Annotated in this window: 15 protein-coding genes; 14 read left to right on the top strand and 1 reads right to left on the bottom strand. The window is 72.5% G+C overall.

The window, feature by feature from the left end; all coding sequences use genetic code 11:
• Entirely contained in the window at window positions 1-237 is a 237-nt protein-coding gene (locus tag ACGFNN_RS14645; RefSeq protein WP_362541363.1) for a hypothetical protein, read from the bottom strand.
• 165 nt (window positions 238-402) lie between these two features.
• On the opposite strand from ACGFNN_RS14645, the gene ACGFNN_RS14640 reads away from it, so the two are divergent.
• The 14 genes from ACGFNN_RS14640 (at window position 403) to ACGFNN_RS14575 (ending at window position 15104) form a co-directional block, all read left to right on the top strand.
• The gene (locus tag ACGFNN_RS14640; protein ID WP_073743882.1) at window positions 403-786 is read left to right on the top strand and encodes a cold-shock protein; all 384 of its coding nucleotides are present in this window, start codon (window positions 403-405) and stop codon (window positions 784-786) included.
• Between the two features lie 399 nt (window positions 787-1185).
• The gene (locus tag ACGFNN_RS14635; RefSeq protein ID WP_362670436.1) at window positions 1186-2142 is read left to right on the top strand and encodes an ABC transporter ATP-binding protein; all 957 of its coding nucleotides are present in this window, start codon (window positions 1186-1188) and stop codon (window positions 2140-2142) included.
• Window positions 2139-2936 carry an ABC transporter permease gene (locus tag ACGFNN_RS14630; RefSeq protein WP_393555813.1) on the top strand — a complete coding sequence of 266 codons (798 nt, stop codon included), beginning with the start codon at window positions 2139-2141 and terminating at the stop codon, window positions 2934-2936. The genes ACGFNN_RS14635 and ACGFNN_RS14630 overlap by 4 nt, the downstream gene beginning before the upstream one ends.
• 102 nt (window positions 2937-3038) lie before the next feature.
• Window positions 3039-3980 carry an ACP S-malonyltransferase gene (locus ACGFNN_RS14625; RefSeq protein ID WP_393555811.1) on the top strand — a complete coding sequence of 314 codons (942 nt, stop codon included), beginning with the start codon at window positions 3039-3041 and terminating at the stop codon, window positions 3978-3980.
• Entirely contained in the window at window positions 3967-5493 is a 1527-nt protein-coding gene (locus tag ACGFNN_RS14620; protein WP_393555809.1) for a class I adenylate-forming enzyme family protein, read from the top strand. Before ACGFNN_RS14625 ends, ACGFNN_RS14620 begins: the two co-directional genes overlap by 14 nt.
• The gene (locus ACGFNN_RS14615; protein ID WP_393555807.1) at window positions 5474-5728 is read left to right on the top strand and encodes an acyl carrier protein; all 255 of its coding nucleotides are present in this window, start codon (window positions 5474-5476) and stop codon (window positions 5726-5728) included. Before ACGFNN_RS14620 ends, ACGFNN_RS14615 begins: the two co-directional genes overlap by 20 nt.
• A 6-nt stretch (window positions 5729-5734) precedes the next feature.
• A complete protein-coding gene (locus tag ACGFNN_RS14610; RefSeq protein ID WP_393555805.1) occupies window positions 5735-6913 on the top strand; it encodes a PLP-dependent aminotransferase family protein in 1179 nt (392 codons plus the stop codon).
• A complete protein-coding gene (locus tag ACGFNN_RS14605; RefSeq protein WP_393555803.1) occupies window positions 6910-9246 on the top strand; it encodes a lantibiotic dehydratase in 2337 nt (778 codons plus the stop codon). Before ACGFNN_RS14610 ends, ACGFNN_RS14605 begins: the two co-directional genes overlap by 4 nt.
• Window positions 9243-10334, top strand: a complete 1092-nt coding sequence (gene sbnA / locus ACGFNN_RS14600) for a 2,3-diaminopropionate biosynthesis protein SbnA (protein WP_393555801.1) — start codon at window positions 9243-9245, stop codon at window positions 10332-10334. Before ACGFNN_RS14605 ends, sbnA begins: the two co-directional genes overlap by 4 nt.
• Window positions 10331-11365 (top strand): 2,3-diaminopropionate biosynthesis protein SbnB, encoded by a 1035-nt coding sequence (gene sbnB, locus ACGFNN_RS14595; RefSeq protein ID WP_393555800.1) that lies wholly within the window; start codon window positions 10331-10333, stop codon window positions 11363-11365. Before sbnA ends, sbnB begins: the two co-directional genes overlap by 4 nt.
• Window positions 11362-12114 (top strand): 3-oxoacyl-ACP reductase FabG, encoded by a 753-nt coding sequence (fabG, locus tag ACGFNN_RS14590; protein ID WP_393555798.1) that lies wholly within the window; start codon window positions 11362-11364, stop codon window positions 12112-12114. Before sbnB ends, fabG begins: the two co-directional genes overlap by 4 nt.
• Window positions 12115-12174: 60 nt before the next feature.
• Window positions 12175-12465, top strand: coding sequence for an acyl carrier protein (locus ACGFNN_RS14585; RefSeq protein ID WP_103516440.1), 291 nt, complete (start codon window positions 12175-12177; stop codon window positions 12463-12465).
• Between the two features lies 1 nt (window position 12466).
• Window positions 12467-12997, top strand: coding sequence for a 3-hydroxyacyl-ACP dehydratase FabZ (gene fabZ, locus ACGFNN_RS14580; protein WP_393555796.1), 531 nt, complete (start codon window positions 12467-12469; stop codon window positions 12995-12997).
• Between the two features lie 70 nt (window positions 12998-13067).
• Window positions 13068-15104: a GNAT family N-acetyltransferase gene (locus ACGFNN_RS14575; protein WP_393555794.1), complete on the top strand. Its 2037-nt coding sequence runs from the start codon at window positions 13068-13070 to the stop codon at window positions 15102-15104.
• Window positions 15105-15139 lie beyond the last annotated feature (35 nt).

Genomic DNA, 15139 nt, shown 5'->3' with positions numbered 1-15139 from the left:
TTACCTCGTCGCGGCCCGCTTCGGGGAGCTCTTCCAGACGGACCGCACCACGCCGGCGCCCGCGATCAGGAAGCCCACGCCCATCAGCATGCACACCGCGTAGGCGACGGACGGGAACGGGTCGGTGCCCAGGAACAGGGGGGCCACGGTGACCAGAGTGGCCAGCGCGCCGATGAAGAAGACGACGGCGCCGACCTGTACGAGGCGGTCGCCGGAGCCTGAAGGAGTAGTACTCACCCGGCCAGGGTAGTTCCCAGCTCGGCGGAACAGTTCGGCGACGTCTTGTCTCCGGCCCCCTGGCCATTAGCCTGGGACCTGGCGGGTCACTGACCCGCTGTACTGCTATCCGGAGCCCTTTCACGGCTCACCCGCACACCGACGAGTACGAGGACGAGGACAGACGTGCCCACGGGTAAGGTCAAATGGTTCAATTCGGAAAAGGGCTTCGGCTTTCTTTCGCGGGACGACGGCGCCGACGTCTTCGTCCACTCCTCCGTGCTCCCGGCCGGCGTCGACGCGCTCAAGCCCGGCCAGCGGGTCGAGTTCGGTGTGGTCGCCGGCCAGCGTGGTGACCAGGCCCTGTCCGTCGTGATCCTCGACCCCACGCCGTCGGTCGCCGCCGCGCAGCGGCGCAGGCCGGACGAGCTGGCCTCGATCGTCCAGGACCTGACGACGGTGCTGGAGAACATCACGCCCATGCTGGAGCGGGGCCGCTACCCGGACAAGGCCGCCGGAGCGAAGATCGCTGGGCTGCTCAGGGCGGTCGCCGACCAGCTCGACGTCTGACCGGCGCGGCGCCTTACCAGCTCGACCGGCCCGACGTCCGGCCGGCGCGGCGGCCGCGCGTTTCGCGGGTCGCCGGGTTCCGCCGGGTCGGCGTACGGCCGGTGAGGCGCCAGGCGGCCAGGCGTACGGCCGGTTCGGCGTACGGCCCGCGTCCTGGCGGAGCCTCGTACGACCGCTTCGATCCGGCCGGTCCGGACCGGAACACGACAGGCCGGGTATCCACCGCGCACGGTGGGTGCCCGGCCTTTCGTGTGCCCGCCGACCCGGAGGAACCCCGTCGACCTCACGGGACAGAGGGCGGATAGGCGGGGAGTAGCGGCTCCGGTCCGGACGGATAGCGACGCGCGGAAGAGTGTTTTCCGCCAGCCGGCGTCGACCGAATCGTGAGGCTTTCCGATGATGACCGAATCCCGAGTCCGCCCCGCAGCGGGAGGAGGTGCGCCGGAGGACGTCGCCTTGCTCGGCACGGTCGTCAAGCGCTTCTCCAACGCCAAGGGCGAGGACTTCACCGCAGTCGACGGGCTGGATCTGCGGATCCGGCGCGGCGAGATCGTGGCCTTCCTCGGCCCGAACGGCGCCGGGAAGTCGACGACCATCGACATGCTCCTGGGCCTGACCCTGCCCGACTCCGGGACGGTCGAGCTCTTCGGGCAGGAGCCGCGGAACGCGGTGCGTGCCGGACGGGTCGCCGCCGTCATGCAGTCGGGCGGGCTGCTGCCCGACCTGACCGTCGGGGCCACCGTGCACATGCTCGGTTCGCTGCACCCGGGTGCCGACCCCGAGCGGTGCATGAGCAGGGCCGGCATCACCGGGCTGCGCGACCGCAAGGTCTCCGCCTGCTCGGGCGGGGAGCAGCAGCGGCTGCGGTTCGCGGTGGCGCTCCTCTCCGACCCCGAGTTCCTGGTGCTCGACGAGCCGACGGCGGGGATGGACGTGGCGGCCCGCCGGGAGTTCTGGGCGGCCGTCCGGGAGGACGCCGGGCGGGGCATGACCGTCATGTTCGCCACCCACTACATGGAGGAGGCGGACCAGTTCGCCGACCGTGTGGTGATGATCGACCACGGCGCGGTCGTCGCCGACGGTTCGGCTTCCTCGGTCCGCGCGGCGACCAGCGGGCGCACCGTGTCCGCGGTGATCACGCCGCAGGACGCCCGAGCGGTGGCCGCCGCGCCCGGCGTCCGTTCCTGCACGGTGCGCGGTGACCGCCACTTCTTCGACTGCTCCGACTCGGACGCCGTGCTGCGACTGCTCGTGGCGCGGACGCGGGCGACGGAGATCGAAGTGACCCCGCGCAGCCTCGAAGAGGCGTTCATGGCCATCACCCAGCAGGACCGCGGCGCCCGGGAGGGACTGTGACCACCACGATCGCACAGACGGAGACAGGCGCCCGCGCCTCGGTGTTCGGCGGGGTCAACGCCACGTTCATCGGTTACGAACTGCGCCGGCGCTTCAACCGGCAGACGACCATCTTCACGCTGCTGCTGCCCGCGGTGCTCTACCTGGCCCTGTTCCGCACCGGCCCGGACGACGCCACGCTGCCGCACGGGAACTTCGCCGCGTGGATGATGTGTGGTCTGGCCGTGTACGGGGCCGGGACCGCGGCCATCAGCTCGGCGGCCACGATCTCGGTCGAGCGGTCCGTGGGGTGGATGCGCACCATCGCGCTGAGCCCGCTGACGCCGCCGGGCTATCTGCTCGTCAAGGTGCTGTGCTCGGTGCTGATGGCCGGGGTTCCGGTGATCATCGTCGGCGTGCTGGGGCTCGCCACCGGCGCGCGGGCCGACGCCAAGGTCTGGGTGACGGCCCTGCTCGTCGCCTGGCTGGGGGCGGCGGTCTTCGCGGCGCTCGGCATCGCGATGGGGCTGGCCATGAAGCCCGATGTGGTCATGCATATGCCCGGACTGACCATGACCGCGCTCGCGTTCCTCGGCGACCTGTTCATCCCGCTCAGCGGGATCATGCTGGAGATCTCGCGCTACACCCCGATGTACGGGGTGGCGACTCTCGCCCGCTACGCCCTCACCGACGGCTACTCCTTCAGCGGCGAGCACTCCAGCCTCACCGGCGCGGTGATCAACGTCGTCGCCTGGTTCGCGGCCTTCTCCTTCATGGCGGTCCGCAGGTTCGCCAAGAGCACCGGCCGACAGTAGGGCGGTAGCGCACGCCGGCGGCGCGCGGGTACGCCGGCACCTCACCACCGTCATGGGCCGAAAGGCCGTACAGGGGTACTCGACACAGGGGGGATAGAACACGTGTTCGCAATCATCGCGCCAGGCCAGGGGTCCCAGACCCCCGGCATGCTGGCCGGCTGGCTCCGCGACCCGGAGTGCGCCGCGGCGGTGCGGCAGTGGTCCGAGGCATCGGGCTGCGACCTGGCCCACCTCGGCACCAAGGCATCGGCCGCCGAGATCGCCAGGACGGAGAACACCCAGCCGCTGCTCGTCGCCCAGGGGCTGCTGGCCCACGGCGCCCTGACGGGCGTCCTGCCCGAAGGGGCCGCGGTCGTGGCCGGCCACTCCGTGGGCGAGCTCACCGCGGCGGTCTACGCCGGGGTCCTCGAACCCGCGGACGCCGTGCGGCTCGCAGCGGTGCGCGGCCGCGCCATGGCGGAGGCCTGCGCCTCCACACCGACCTCCATGGCGGCGGTGGTCGGCGGGGACGAGCGGGAGGTGCTCGCCCACCTGGCCGGGATCGGCCTCGGCGCCGCCACGTACAACGGCCCCGGCCAGATCGTCGCCGCCGGGGAGTCGGGACGGATCGGACAGCTGCTGGCCGAGCCGCCGCCCGGCACCACCGTCCGGGAACTCCCGGTGGCGGGCGCCTTCCACACCCCGCACATGGAGCAGGCGCGGCAGGTCTTCGCCGACGCGGCGGCGGCCACCCCGTTCGCACCCCCGCGCCGGACGCTCCTGTCCAACAGCGACGGGGCGGCGGTCACCTCGCCCGACGAGATACGCCGACGGCTGGTCGAACAGGTGGTGCGGCCGGTGCGCTGGGACCTGTGCATGGAGTCCCTGGCCGCCGCCGCGCCCCGGGCGGTGCTCTCGCTGCCCCCCGCGCGCACGCTCGCCGGAATCCTCAAGCGCCGGTACCCGGAGCTCGACGTGGTGTCCCTGAACACGCCCAGGGACGTCGCGAAGGCAGCCGTCCGGTTCGGCACCGGGAGAACGGAGCCGGCCCGTGCTGGTGTCTGACCTCATCGACCGTCCGCGCTCCGAGCGCCCCGGACACCCCGCCGTCATCGACACCGACGGCACCTGGACCTACGAGGAGCTCGGCGCCGCCGTCGACCGGGCGACCGGGTGGCTGCGCGGCCGGGGTGTCGGCCCCGGGGAGCGGGTCGTCCACTCCGGCGGGAACGACCGGGCCTTCCTCGCCCTGTTCTACGCGACCCTCCGCGTCGGCGCGGTCTTCGTCCCCGTACACCCCGAGCTGACGGACACCCAGATCTCCGCCATCGTCGAGGACTGCGACGCCAGGCTGGCGATCTGCGCACCCGGCGCGGGCGCCGGCGCCGGGGACACCGTCACCGCGCAGGCCGCCTCCCGCGAGATCGAGGACGCCACACCCGATCCGCGCGGTGCCGGACTGCCGGACACCGCCGTCGCGATGCTGATCTACACCTCCGGGACGACGGGCCGGCCCAAGGGCGTCGTCTGCCCGCACCGGCAGATGACCGCCGCGCTCCACGCGGTCAACGCCTGCCTGGGCTACCGCCCCGACGACGTGGTGCTCTGCCGGCTTCCGCTCTCCTTCGACTACGGGCTCTACCAGGCGCTGCTCTGCGCGCTGACGGGCGGCACCCTGGTGCTGACCGGGCGGGCGCAGGACGTCGGACTGCTGCGGCTCATCGAACGGCACGGCCTCACCGTCGTACCCCTGGTGCCGTCGCTCGCCCAGATCCTCACCCTGCTCCAGCGCAAGCTCCGCAGGCCCACCAGGGTCCGGCTCTTCACGAACACCGGCGCACGGCCCGGCCGGGCGGTCATGGCCGAGCTGCTGGAGGCCTTCCCGGGCTCGGAGTTCGCCTCGATGTACGGGATGACCGAGTGCAAGCGCATCTCGATCCTGGACCCCGCCGAGTACGCCGCCCACCCCGACTCGGTCGGCCGTGCCATCCCCGGTGACCACATCCGGATCGTCGGGCCGGACAAGCGGACCCTCGGACCGGGCGAGACCGGCGAGATCGTCGTCCACGGCACCACCGTGATGGACGGCTACTGGGGCATTCCGACCGAGGAGCAGAACCGATTCGTCCGCAGGCCGGACGGATCGCTCGAACTGCACTCAGGCGACCAGGGCTACCTGGACGAGGAGGGCCGCCTCTACTTCGTCGGCCGCGACGACGACATCATCAAGCGCCGCGGCGTCCGCATCGGACTGACCGAGATCGAGAGCGCCGCCGAGTGCGTACCCGGCGTGACCGCCGCGGTCGCCCTGAAACCCGACCCCGAGGACGGACCGCTGCGGCTCGCGGTGCACAGCGCCCTGGCGCCGGAGGAGATCCGCGCCCACCTCGTGCGCCGGCTGGACCGCGCCCGGCTGCCGGACCTGATCATCCCGCTCGACTCCGTGCCCCTGACCGCGAACGGCAAGCCGGACCGCACGGCCACCCAGCGCCTGATCGACTCCCCGGCCCACGCCGGGCAGTCGGACACGCCCCCCTTCGCACAGACGAGGACCACCCATGAACCAGTCGCAGTTTGACCAGCTCGTCGAGGAGATCTGCTCCGTGACCGTCAAGGATTCCGAGACCCCGCTCGTCGACCTCGGCGTCGACTCCCTGCACACCGTCGCCCTGGTGATGGCCGTCGAGGAGCGCTTCGGCATCGAGGTCGACCCGGAGGCCCTCGCCGACCCCACCCTCACCTCGTCGGCCGGCCTCTGGCGCTCCGTGCAGGCCCGCCTCGCCGCGTCGCTTCCCGCCACGGCCGGGAGCTGACGACCCATGTGGACCACCACCAGAACCACCGCGGAGATGCCGCGGCTGTTCGAGCGGGGAGGTGACCTGATCTCCTTCGCGGGCGGCCTGCCGGATCTCGACGTGCTCCCGCTGGAGGAGATATCGGGCCAGCTGTCCCGGCTGGTACGGCTCGGCGGGAAGATCACCTTCCAGTACAGCACCCCGCACGTCCCCAAGGCCCTGGTTCCGGCGATCGCCGACCTCATGGAGCGCGAGGGCGCCCGGGTGACGGCCGATGAGCTCATCCCGACCGGGGGGTCCCAGGCCGGCCTGATGGCCGTAGCCCTGGGGCTGGCCTCACCCGGTGAGACCGTGCTGTGCCAGACGCCCGCCTACCCGGGGGCCACCGCCGCCTTCCGCACCGCGGGCCTCCGGCTGTGCGGCGTCCCGGAGGACGCGCGCGGCATGGACCCGGAGGCGCTGCGGGAGACCGTGGGCCGCCTGCGGGCGGACGGGCGCGCCGTACGGCTGCTGTACTGCAACCCGACGCACCAGAACCCGACCGGACGGACCCTCTCCCAGGAGCGCAGGACCGCCCTGATCGCGGTCTGCCAGGAGCTGGACCTCCTGATCGTCGAGGACAACCCCTACGGCCTGCTCTCCTTCGACGGCACCTGCGTCACCTCGATGAAGGCACTCGCCCCGGACCACGTCGTCTACCTCGGCACCTTCTCCAAGGTCTTCGCTCCCGGGCTGCGCTGCGGCTGGATCGCCGCACCGGCCCACCTCACCCAGAACCTCCGCTCCACCACCGAGGTGATGACGCTCTCCCCGTCGGCCCTCGCCCAGTCCGCGCTCGCGACGTTCTACGCACGCAACGGCTGGACGGAGACGATCGACGGCTACCGGCGCGGCTACCGGGAACGCTGCACGCAGATGGCCGACGCGCTCGACGCGGAACTCGGCCCCGGCGGCCCCTGGGAGTGGCAGCGCCCGGAGGGCGGCTTCTACATCTGGCTGCGGCACCGTGAGGGCGCCGACGCGGCCCGGTTCACCGAGGCGGCGGCACGCCACGGGGTGTCCTTCGTGCCCGGCGGCCACTTCTCCGTGGACGGCGAGCACGCCGACGGGCTGCGGCTCTGCTTCAGCCACGTACCGCGCCGGCGCATGGACGAGGGTGTGTCACGGCTCGCCGCCGCACTCCGGGAAGGGGCGGCACGATGACCGCCACCCTGGAGACGGTCCGTCCCTTCGACTGGTCGTCCTGCGCCCCGTCGTACGCGCTGGCGGACACCGAATGGCGGGTCTGGGGCGTCGGGATGCTCCGCAGCGCCGGCTTCCCCGTCTCCGGTCTGCGCCGGATCGGCGGACCCCGCGCGGCCGAGGCGGCGGCACTCCACGCCGAAGGCGCCACCGGTGACGAGGAGTTCGTCGCACGGTACGAGAACGACTACGTCGCCGAGGCCGCCCGGCTCGCCGGTATCGCCGGTGACGAACGGGTCCGTACGGCCATCGCCTGGCAGAACCGGGGCGTCCACCGGATCCTCGACTCGCTGGTGCGCGGCACCGCCAAGGGCGCCAAGCGCAGGGAACGCGAACGCACCCTCGCCATGTACTGGATGCGCTACGGCGCCAAGGCCGACACCATCGGCTTCTTCGGCCCCGCCTCCTGGATCACCGTCGGCCAGGAGCGACGCGCCCTCGAATTCACCCCGGGGCCCTCGCTGATCGCCGAGAGCCGGGTCTTCCTCGAACGCTGGGCGGTCTCCGCCCTGGCCGAGTGGATGACCGCGCAGCCGGGCGCCCGCTGGTGGTTCCCGCCGGTGCTGCGGCCCGACGTGCACCTCGACGGCGACCGGCTCACCCTGCCGGGCGGCCGCACCGCGCGGCTGCGCGACGACGAGGTCCAGGTGCTGAGCCTCGCCGACGGCGAGCGCCACGCCCAGGCCATCGTGGACGCGCTCGCCGACGGCCAGGGGTGGGAACTCCCCGACGCCGTGAAGCGCGTGGACCGCGCGCTGAACCGTCTGCTGCGGCAGCGCGTGCTCTGCTGGGACGCCAACATCCCCGTCGACCTGTGGGCGGAGGAGACCCTGCGCCGGCGGGTCGCCGCGATCGGGGACCCCGCGCTGTTCGTGCGCTTCGACGCGGTCCTCACCGAGCTCGCCCGGCTGCGCGAGGGGATCAGCGGTGCCACGGATTCCGGGGAGCTCACCGCCGCGCTCGACCTGCTGGACGACTTCTTCGTCCGTACGACCGGCCTGTCCGCCTCCCGCGAGGAGGGCAAGACCTACGCCGGGCGCACCCTGTGCTTCCAGGACACCCTGCGCGACTGCCGCACCTCCCTCGGACAGGACTTCTTCGCCCCGATCGCCCGCCCGCTGGCCGTCGCGGCCGACGCGGCGGACTGGTTCGGCGACCGGCTCTCACAGCTCGTCGAGGACCAGGTCGCGGAGCTCGTACGCGCCGCGGCCGCCCGGCACGGCAAGGTCACCCTCTCGGACGTGTGGCCCCAGGTGCTCGCCATGTTCTGGGGGGACGACCCGGTCGCGGTGCGGACCGCGACACGCGAACTCGCAGAGAAGTGGCGCGAGGTCGTCGCGCTCACCCCCGAGGACGACGGCGCCGCGCGTGTCGAGCTCCCGGTCGGCGCGATCGAGGAACGGGCGAGGGCGGCGTTCGCCGTCGACCCGGGCAGGCCGCGCCCCGCCGCGGTGCACAGCCCGGACCTCCAGGTGGTCGCCCGCTCCGTGGACGCGGTCAACTCCGGTGACTACACGGTCGTCCTGGGGGAGATGCACGCCTGCCTCGCCACCCTCGACCTGCCCTTCCTGGAGTGGACGGCCGACGGCGAGTCCCTCCGCGACAAGGTGAACCGGGCGCTCGGCGCGCCCAGGATGGTCCCGCTGCTGCCCACCAACTGGCGCCGCAACAGCGGCCGCATGGTGCCCGCGCCCATCGGGGTGGGGGACCGGCTGATCGGCTTCACCCGTGCCCCGTTCGGCGACCGCACCCGCGTCGACCCGGCCGCGGCCGTCGTTCTGGCCGAGGAGGCCGGCACGGTCACCGCGACCACACCCGACGGCCGGGAGTGGAGCATCCCGGAACTCCTCGGTGTGCTCGTGTCGATCATCGCCGCCGACGCCTTCAAGATCGGCCTCGACCGCGCCCACACCCCCCGCGTCACCCTCGACAAGCTCGTGCTGTTCCGCGAGACCTGGCGGCTTCCCGCCGGGGGGATCGGGCTTGCCGCCAAGGCCGACCGGCACGCCGACTACCTGGCGGTACGCCGCTGGGCCACGGACAACGGACTGCCCGACCGGGTCTTCGTCAAGTTCCCCGAGGAGACCAAGCCCTCGCTGGCCGACCTCACCAGCCCCGCACTGGTGCTCTCGTTCGTGAACACCGCGCGCAGGTCGCTCCGTGGAGACCCCGCGGCCGTCGTGACCGTCAGCGAGCCCCTGCCCGACCCGGAGGACTCCTGGCTGCCGGACGCCGAGGGCGAGCGCTACGTCAGCGAACTGCGGCTCCAGATCAGCAGAGAGGTGGCGTCATGACGCTCGTCGCCCCCGCCGGGACCGCGCTGGCGGCGCCCTCGGCTCATCACCCGAAGGCCGACATCGTCCAGACGATCGGCTCCACACCGCTCGTCGCCCTCGACCGGCTCTTCCCTCCGGCAGACTTCCAGGTCTACGGGAAGTGCGAGCGGTTCAACCCCGGCGGAAGCATCAAGGACCGCGCCGCCAAGTCGATGATCGAGCACGCGATCTGGACGGGACGCCTGGTCCCCGGGGTCTCCACGGTCGTCGAGTCCTCCTCGGGCAACCTCGCCATCGCCCTGGCCCAGCTGTGCAACTTCCACCGGCTCGGACTGGTCTGCGTCGTCGACCCTCGCACCACCGCGCAGAACGCCTCGATCATGCGGGCGTACGGCGCCCGGGTGGAGGTCGTCGACCGGGACCCGGCCACCGGGGAGTACCTGCCGGCCCGCATCGGCCGCGTCAGGGAACTGCTGGAGACCATCCCGGACGCGTACTGGCCCAACCAGTACGCCAACGAGTACAACGCCCGTGCCCACCACTCCACCATGAGCGAGATCTGCCAGGCCCTCCCCGGCGGACCCGACTACCTGTTCCTCGCCGCCGGCACCTGCGGAACCCTGCGCGGCTGCGCCGAGTACATCCGCGACCACGAACTGCCCACCCGGATCGTGGCGGTGGACGCCGTGGGCAGCGTCATCTTCGGCCCGCCCGAGCCCTGGGAACGCGGCCACCGGCGTTCGATCCCCGGGCACGGCGCCGCGGTGGTCCCGCAGCTGCTCCTGCCGGGCCTGGCGGACCGGGTGGTCAAGGTGACCGACGCGGACTGCGTACGCGGCTGCCGCGGGCTCCTCGCCGCGGAGTCGGTCCTGGCCGGCGGTTCGTCCGGCGCCGTCGTCGCCGCCCTGCGGGGCGCCGCCGCATGGATCGAGCCGGGCGCCACCTGCGTCGCGATCCTCCCCGACGGCGGCGACCGGTACCTCGACACGGTCTACGACGACGCCTGGGTCGACGACCGGTTCCCCGGACTCCTCGACGAGCTCCGGAGCCCTCACCACCCCGTCCCCCTGGACGGCATCACCCACGACGAGAGAAGCGAACGTTGAGAATCCTCGGCCGCGACGACGTCCGGGCCGCCCTGAACGGCCTGGAGACCACCGTGCTCGACGCGGTGCGCACCGCCTACCTCCTGCACGGCCGCGGCCGGTCGCAGGTGCCCTTCTCCACCTTCCTGCGCCCGCCCGAGACCCCCGGATCACGCATCATCTCGCTGCCGGCCCACCTGGGCGGCCCGGCGCCGGTGATGGGCCTGAAGTGGATATCGTCCTTCCCCGCCAACGTCGAGCAGGGCCTCCAGCGCGCCTCGTCGCTGCAGATCCTCAACGACCTGGAGACCGGCTACCCCACGGCTCTGCTGGAGGGCAGCCAGATCTCCGCCTCCCGGACCGCGGCGAGCGCCGCGCTCGCCGCCCGGGCGCTCCACGGCGACCGCGAGGTCACCACCGTCGGGCTGGTCGGCTGCGGGACCATCAACCACCGTGTCGCCGGCTACCTGACGCTGACGCACCCCGCCGTGGAGACCGTGGTGCTCCAGGACGCCGTACCCGGCCGGGCGGAGGCGCTCGCCGCCGAGCTCTCCGAGACCCACCCGGGCATCACCTTCCGGGCCGGGGACCTCGCGGAGGCCCTCACCGCGCAGACGGTCTCGGTCGCCACCACCGACTCCGGCTACTGGCTCGACCTGGCGGACTTCCCCGGGCGCCCCGACGGGCAGGTCGTCCTGCACCTGTCCCTGCGGGACCTGAACACCTCCTCGGTCCTCGGCGCGTACAACGTCGTCGACGACACCGAGCACACCGTCCGCGAGCAGACCTCGCTGCACCGCGCCGAACAGGAGACGGGACACCGCGACTTCGTCCACGCCGAGATCGCCGACGTACTCGAAGGCACCGTCACCCTCCCGGAGAAGGGCACCGTCGTCTTCTCGCCGTTCGGTCTCGGCATCCTCGACCTGGCGGTCGCCGACGCGGTCCTCACCGCGGCGGCCGCCGCCGGGATCGGCAGCGAGGTGTCCGGCTTCGACCCCGGCAGCCACCGGGTGACCGGCACCCCGGCCACCACGGGGAGAGCGGCATGAGCGGCCTCTTCGCGGAGGGCACCAAGGCCCTCGTCACCGGCGCCTCGCGCGGCATCGGGGCGGCCGTCGCGATCGCCCTGGCCGAACAGGGCTGCGACGTCGCGCTCAACTACCGCTCCAGCGAGGCGAAGGCCGGGGAGGTCGCCGAGCGGGTACGGGAGCTCGGCAGGCAGGCGCTGCTGCTGAAGGCGGACGTCTCCGACGAGGCGCAGGTCGCCGCGATGTACAAGGAACTCCGGGTGACCTGGGGCTCCCTCGACGTCGCCGTCCTCAACTCCGGGATCACCGCCGACGGCCACCTGGCCGCGATGTCCAGCAGCAAGTGGAACGAGGTCGTCTCCACCAACCTCACCGGCGCGTTCCTGACCGCCCGTGAGGCCACCAAGCAGATGTACTCCAGCGGCGGGGCCATCGTGTTCATCGCCTCCACCAGCGGGATCGCCGGCCGGGCCGGCCAGGCCAACTACGCCGCCAGCAAGGGCGGGGTGATCGCCCTGGCGAAGACCCTGGCCCAGGAGGGCGCACCGCGCGGCATCCGCGTCAACGTCGTCGCACCCGGCTTCATCGACACCGACATGGTCAAGAAAGTGCCGGGCGCGCAGATGAAGGAGGCCCTCCAGGCCATCCCGCTGGGCCGCATGGGCAGGCCCGCCGAGGTCGCCCAGGCCGCCGCCTTCCTGGCGGGGCCGGCCGCCTCGTACATCACCGGCAAGGTCCTCACCGTCGACGGCGGGATGATCCCCGGCTGAACCAGGGCCCTCAGCGGCCCTTCGCACCACCTCCTGCACGCACTCCCGAGAGGAACACCCATGTCCGTCGCCACCTTCGAGGACGTCCGCAGCCAGGCTGAGGCCCGGCTCGCGAAGAACATGAAGGTCAAGTCCATGATCATCGAGCGTCTCGGCCTGGACGTCGAGCCGGTGCTGGTCTCCGACAACCAGCCGCTGTTCGGCCGGGGTCTGGAGATGGACTCGCTGGACACGCTGGAGATCGTCGTGATGGTCAACAACGAGTACGACGTGCTGATCAGCGACGACGACTTCGAGGCCTTCGGCTCCATCAACTCCCTGGTCGACTTCGTCGAAGCCCGCGAGGTCTGAGATGACGGTCGTACAGGAGAGATCCGCCGAGGCCGCCGCGAAGCCGGCCGCCAGGAAGTTCAGTTACTCGTCCGACGACATCAAGCGGATGCTGCCGCACCGCTGGCCGATGCTGATGATCGACCGGGCCCACGACGTCGTCCCCGGGGTCTCCGGCAAGGGCGTCAAGAGCGTCTCCGTCAACGAGCCCTTCTTCGCCGGGCACTACCCCGACCACTCGATCATGCCCGGCGTGATGATCGTCGAGGCGATGGCCCAGCTGGTGGCCGTCGTGTACGTCGCGGAGATCGTCGAGTCGGGCGTCACCGGCGGCGACCCCTCCGAGGGCGTCGGCTACCTGGGCTCCATCAGCTCCATGAAGTTCTCCCGGCTGGTCGTCCCCGGCGACCAACTCCAGCTGGCGGCCCGGCTCGGCCAGCGCCTGGGCGGGCTGCGGCAGGTGTCCGTACGGGCCACCGTCGGCTCCGAGACCGCGGCCTCCGGCTCGCTGATCGTCACCACCGAGCGCAAGCCGCAGGGCCGCCGCGCCTGAGGCGCGCCGCCGGCCGGGTGCCGGCCCTTCGCACCACCCATCCCACGACAGAAAGCAAGGAGGTGTGGACATGACCGTCACGATCCGCCCGTACGAGGAGGGCGACGCCGATGAGATCGCGAGGCTCTACGGCCGGCACCGCGACAACCCGAACCCCGTGGCCGGCGGGATCAGCGGCGAGGAACTGGCCCGCGAACTGGCCGAGCGCGACACGGCCACGTTCCTCGTCGCCCTCGACGACGGGCGCCCGGTGGGCACCTTCGGCCTGTTCCACAACACCGGCCGGCGCTCCGCCCGGGCGGGGGAGCTCATCGCCGACATGTTCTTCGTCGCCCCCGCCTACCGCAACGGTGTGATCACCGGGCGGCTCTTCACGGAGGCCGTCGAGTGGATGATGCGCACCGGCTGCCTGGTGCTGCGTCTCACCGTCAACCCGGCCAACACGGTGGCGTTCCGGCTCTACCGGAGAGTGGGCTGCGTCTCTGTCGGGCAGACCGTGCCCGGCGAGGACGGCAACGTCGAACTGCACAACTACATCCCGCTGATCCTGCGCAGCGTCTTCGCCGATCTCGACGACGACGTGCGGGCTGCGCTCGGGTCGCTGAGCAGCTTCGGCACCGTCACCCAGGCGCGGGCCGGTGAACTGCGCACCGACGTCGTGGTGTCCGAAGGGGTCCGTACGGTCACCTACGGCCTGGCCCTCGGCGACTACCGGCTCGACGCCGAGGTCGACGTCGACCGGGGCCGTGTCGTCGGGGCGGCGATCACCGCCCCCGACGGCACCGGGCGCCCGCTGCGCATCACCGAACCCCCGTACGAGATACGGGAGTCCCGGCACGCCGGACACCACCGTTTCACCGACTCCTCCCTGACCTGCGAGGTCGACGGCGACGACGGGACCGTGCGGGTGTTCACCCCCGGTCACCACGGGCCGCTGTCCGTCTCCACCTGGCCCGGCTGCCGGCCGGACCGGCAGGCGGGCTGGCGCGAGGGCGAGCCGCTGGACCTGCGGATCGTCCCCGTGGAGCACGGTGTGCGGATCTCGGAACGCTGCGGGGAGGACGAGCTCACCGGCACGGTCACCCTCACCGACGGGGTGCTGTGCCAGGACTTCACCTTCACCGGCAGGCCCGGCAGGGTCTTCCAGACCGTCGGGCTCCGGCAGGGCGCCCTCGTCCTGCCGGGAACGGACGGCGGTCCCGCCGCGGAACACCCCCTCGGTCTCGGCCTCGGCGTGCGGGACTCCTCGGAGGTCGTCGCGTCCTCGCCGGCCGCGCCCGTCGGCTCCACCCTCACCTGGCAGGGCGCGAGCGCCCGTATACAGGTGCCCGTGGAGCAGCGGGTCCGGCTCATCCACGGCACGCTGCTGGAGCGCCGCCCGGAGCCGGGCGCCGACGGCGTGGCCCGGCTGCGCACCACGTTCCGTACGCGGGCGGCGGCACCGCTGCCGCTGCCGTCCGCCGCCCCGGTCACCGGGACGGCGGAGCGCCGGCTGGCCATGGACGCCGCGGCCGGGGGCGTCACCCTGTGGCGCGAGGGCACCACCAAGGTGCTGCGCAGCCCCCACCCGCGGACCAGGGCCTTCGGCTGCAACCCGGGCTGGTCGGCCGGGATGTGGGTCACCCCGGAGCAGAGCCGCCACAGCCGCGCCAGCGGTCTCGGCTGGGGCGTGCGTCTGAACGAGGACTGGGCCGAGAAGCACGCACTCGGTCTCTACGACGCGGGGCAGGGGATCGGCTGGGACGTCACCGCCCCCGGCGACGGGCCGCTCCGCGTCGACGTACGCGCCCGGTCCACGGAGGACGACACCGTCCTCTGGATCACCCCGGACACCGGTGCCCGGACCACCGTGGTGATCGATTCGGCCGGAATCCGGCGGGAGCTGGAGACCCCGGACTTCCGGCAGGTGTGGGCGTCGGCGGCCTCGGTCCGGCTCTCCGACGGCAGCTGGCTCGACTGCCGGCCCGCCGGAACACCCTCGGACGACATGGAGATCGTCCTGCGCACCACCACCTCCGGCCTGCTCATCGGCTGTGCGGCGGCCGGCGGCCCGGAGGGCGTGACCGCCTCCTGGCACCTGGCCGTCAGGGACGAGCCCGGGCTCTGAGCCCGCACCCGCTTCCCGTACGCCACCGCACCTCA

This window comes from Streptomyces sp. NPDC048590, from assembly GCF_043199535.1.
Classification (GTDB): Bacteria; Actinomycetota; Actinomycetes; order Streptomycetales; family Streptomycetaceae; genus Streptomyces.
This window is presented reverse-complemented; position numbering and strand designations above follow the sequence as displayed.

What these genes read in the sequence shown, in the direction of transcription:
- ACGFNN_RS14635 (WP_362670436.1), top strand. Translation starts at nt 1,186, where the DNA reads ATGACCGAATCCCGAGTCCGCCCCGCAGCGGGAGGAGGTGCGCCGGAG.
- ACGFNN_RS14615 (WP_393555807.1), top strand. Translation starts at nt 5,474, where the DNA reads ATGAACCAGTCGCAGTTTGACCAGCTCGTCGAGGAGATCTGCTCCGTG.
- ACGFNN_RS14610 (WP_393555805.1), top strand. Translation starts at nt 5,735, where the DNA reads ATGTGGACCACCACCAGAACCACCGCGGAGATGCCGCGGCTGTTCGAG.
- ACGFNN_RS14605 (WP_393555803.1), top strand. Translation starts at nt 6,910, where the DNA reads ATGACCGCCACCCTGGAGACGGTCCGTCCCTTCGACTGGTCGTCCTGC.
- sbnA (WP_393555801.1), top strand. Translation starts at nt 9,243, where the DNA reads ATGACGCTCGTCGCCCCCGCCGGGACCGCGCTGGCGGCGCCCTCGGCT.
- fabG (WP_393555798.1), top strand. Translation starts at nt 11,362, where the DNA reads ATGAGCGGCCTCTTCGCGGAGGGCACCAAGGCCCTCGTCACCGGCGCC.
- ACGFNN_RS14585 (WP_103516440.1), top strand. Translation starts at nt 12,175, where the DNA reads ATGTCCGTCGCCACCTTCGAGGACGTCCGCAGCCAGGCTGAGGCCCGG.
- fabZ (WP_393555796.1), top strand. Translation starts at nt 12,467, where the DNA reads ATGACGGTCGTACAGGAGAGATCCGCCGAGGCCGCCGCGAAGCCGGCC.
- ACGFNN_RS14575 (WP_393555794.1), top strand. Translation starts at nt 13,068, where the DNA reads ATGACCGTCACGATCCGCCCGTACGAGGAGGGCGACGCCGATGAGATC.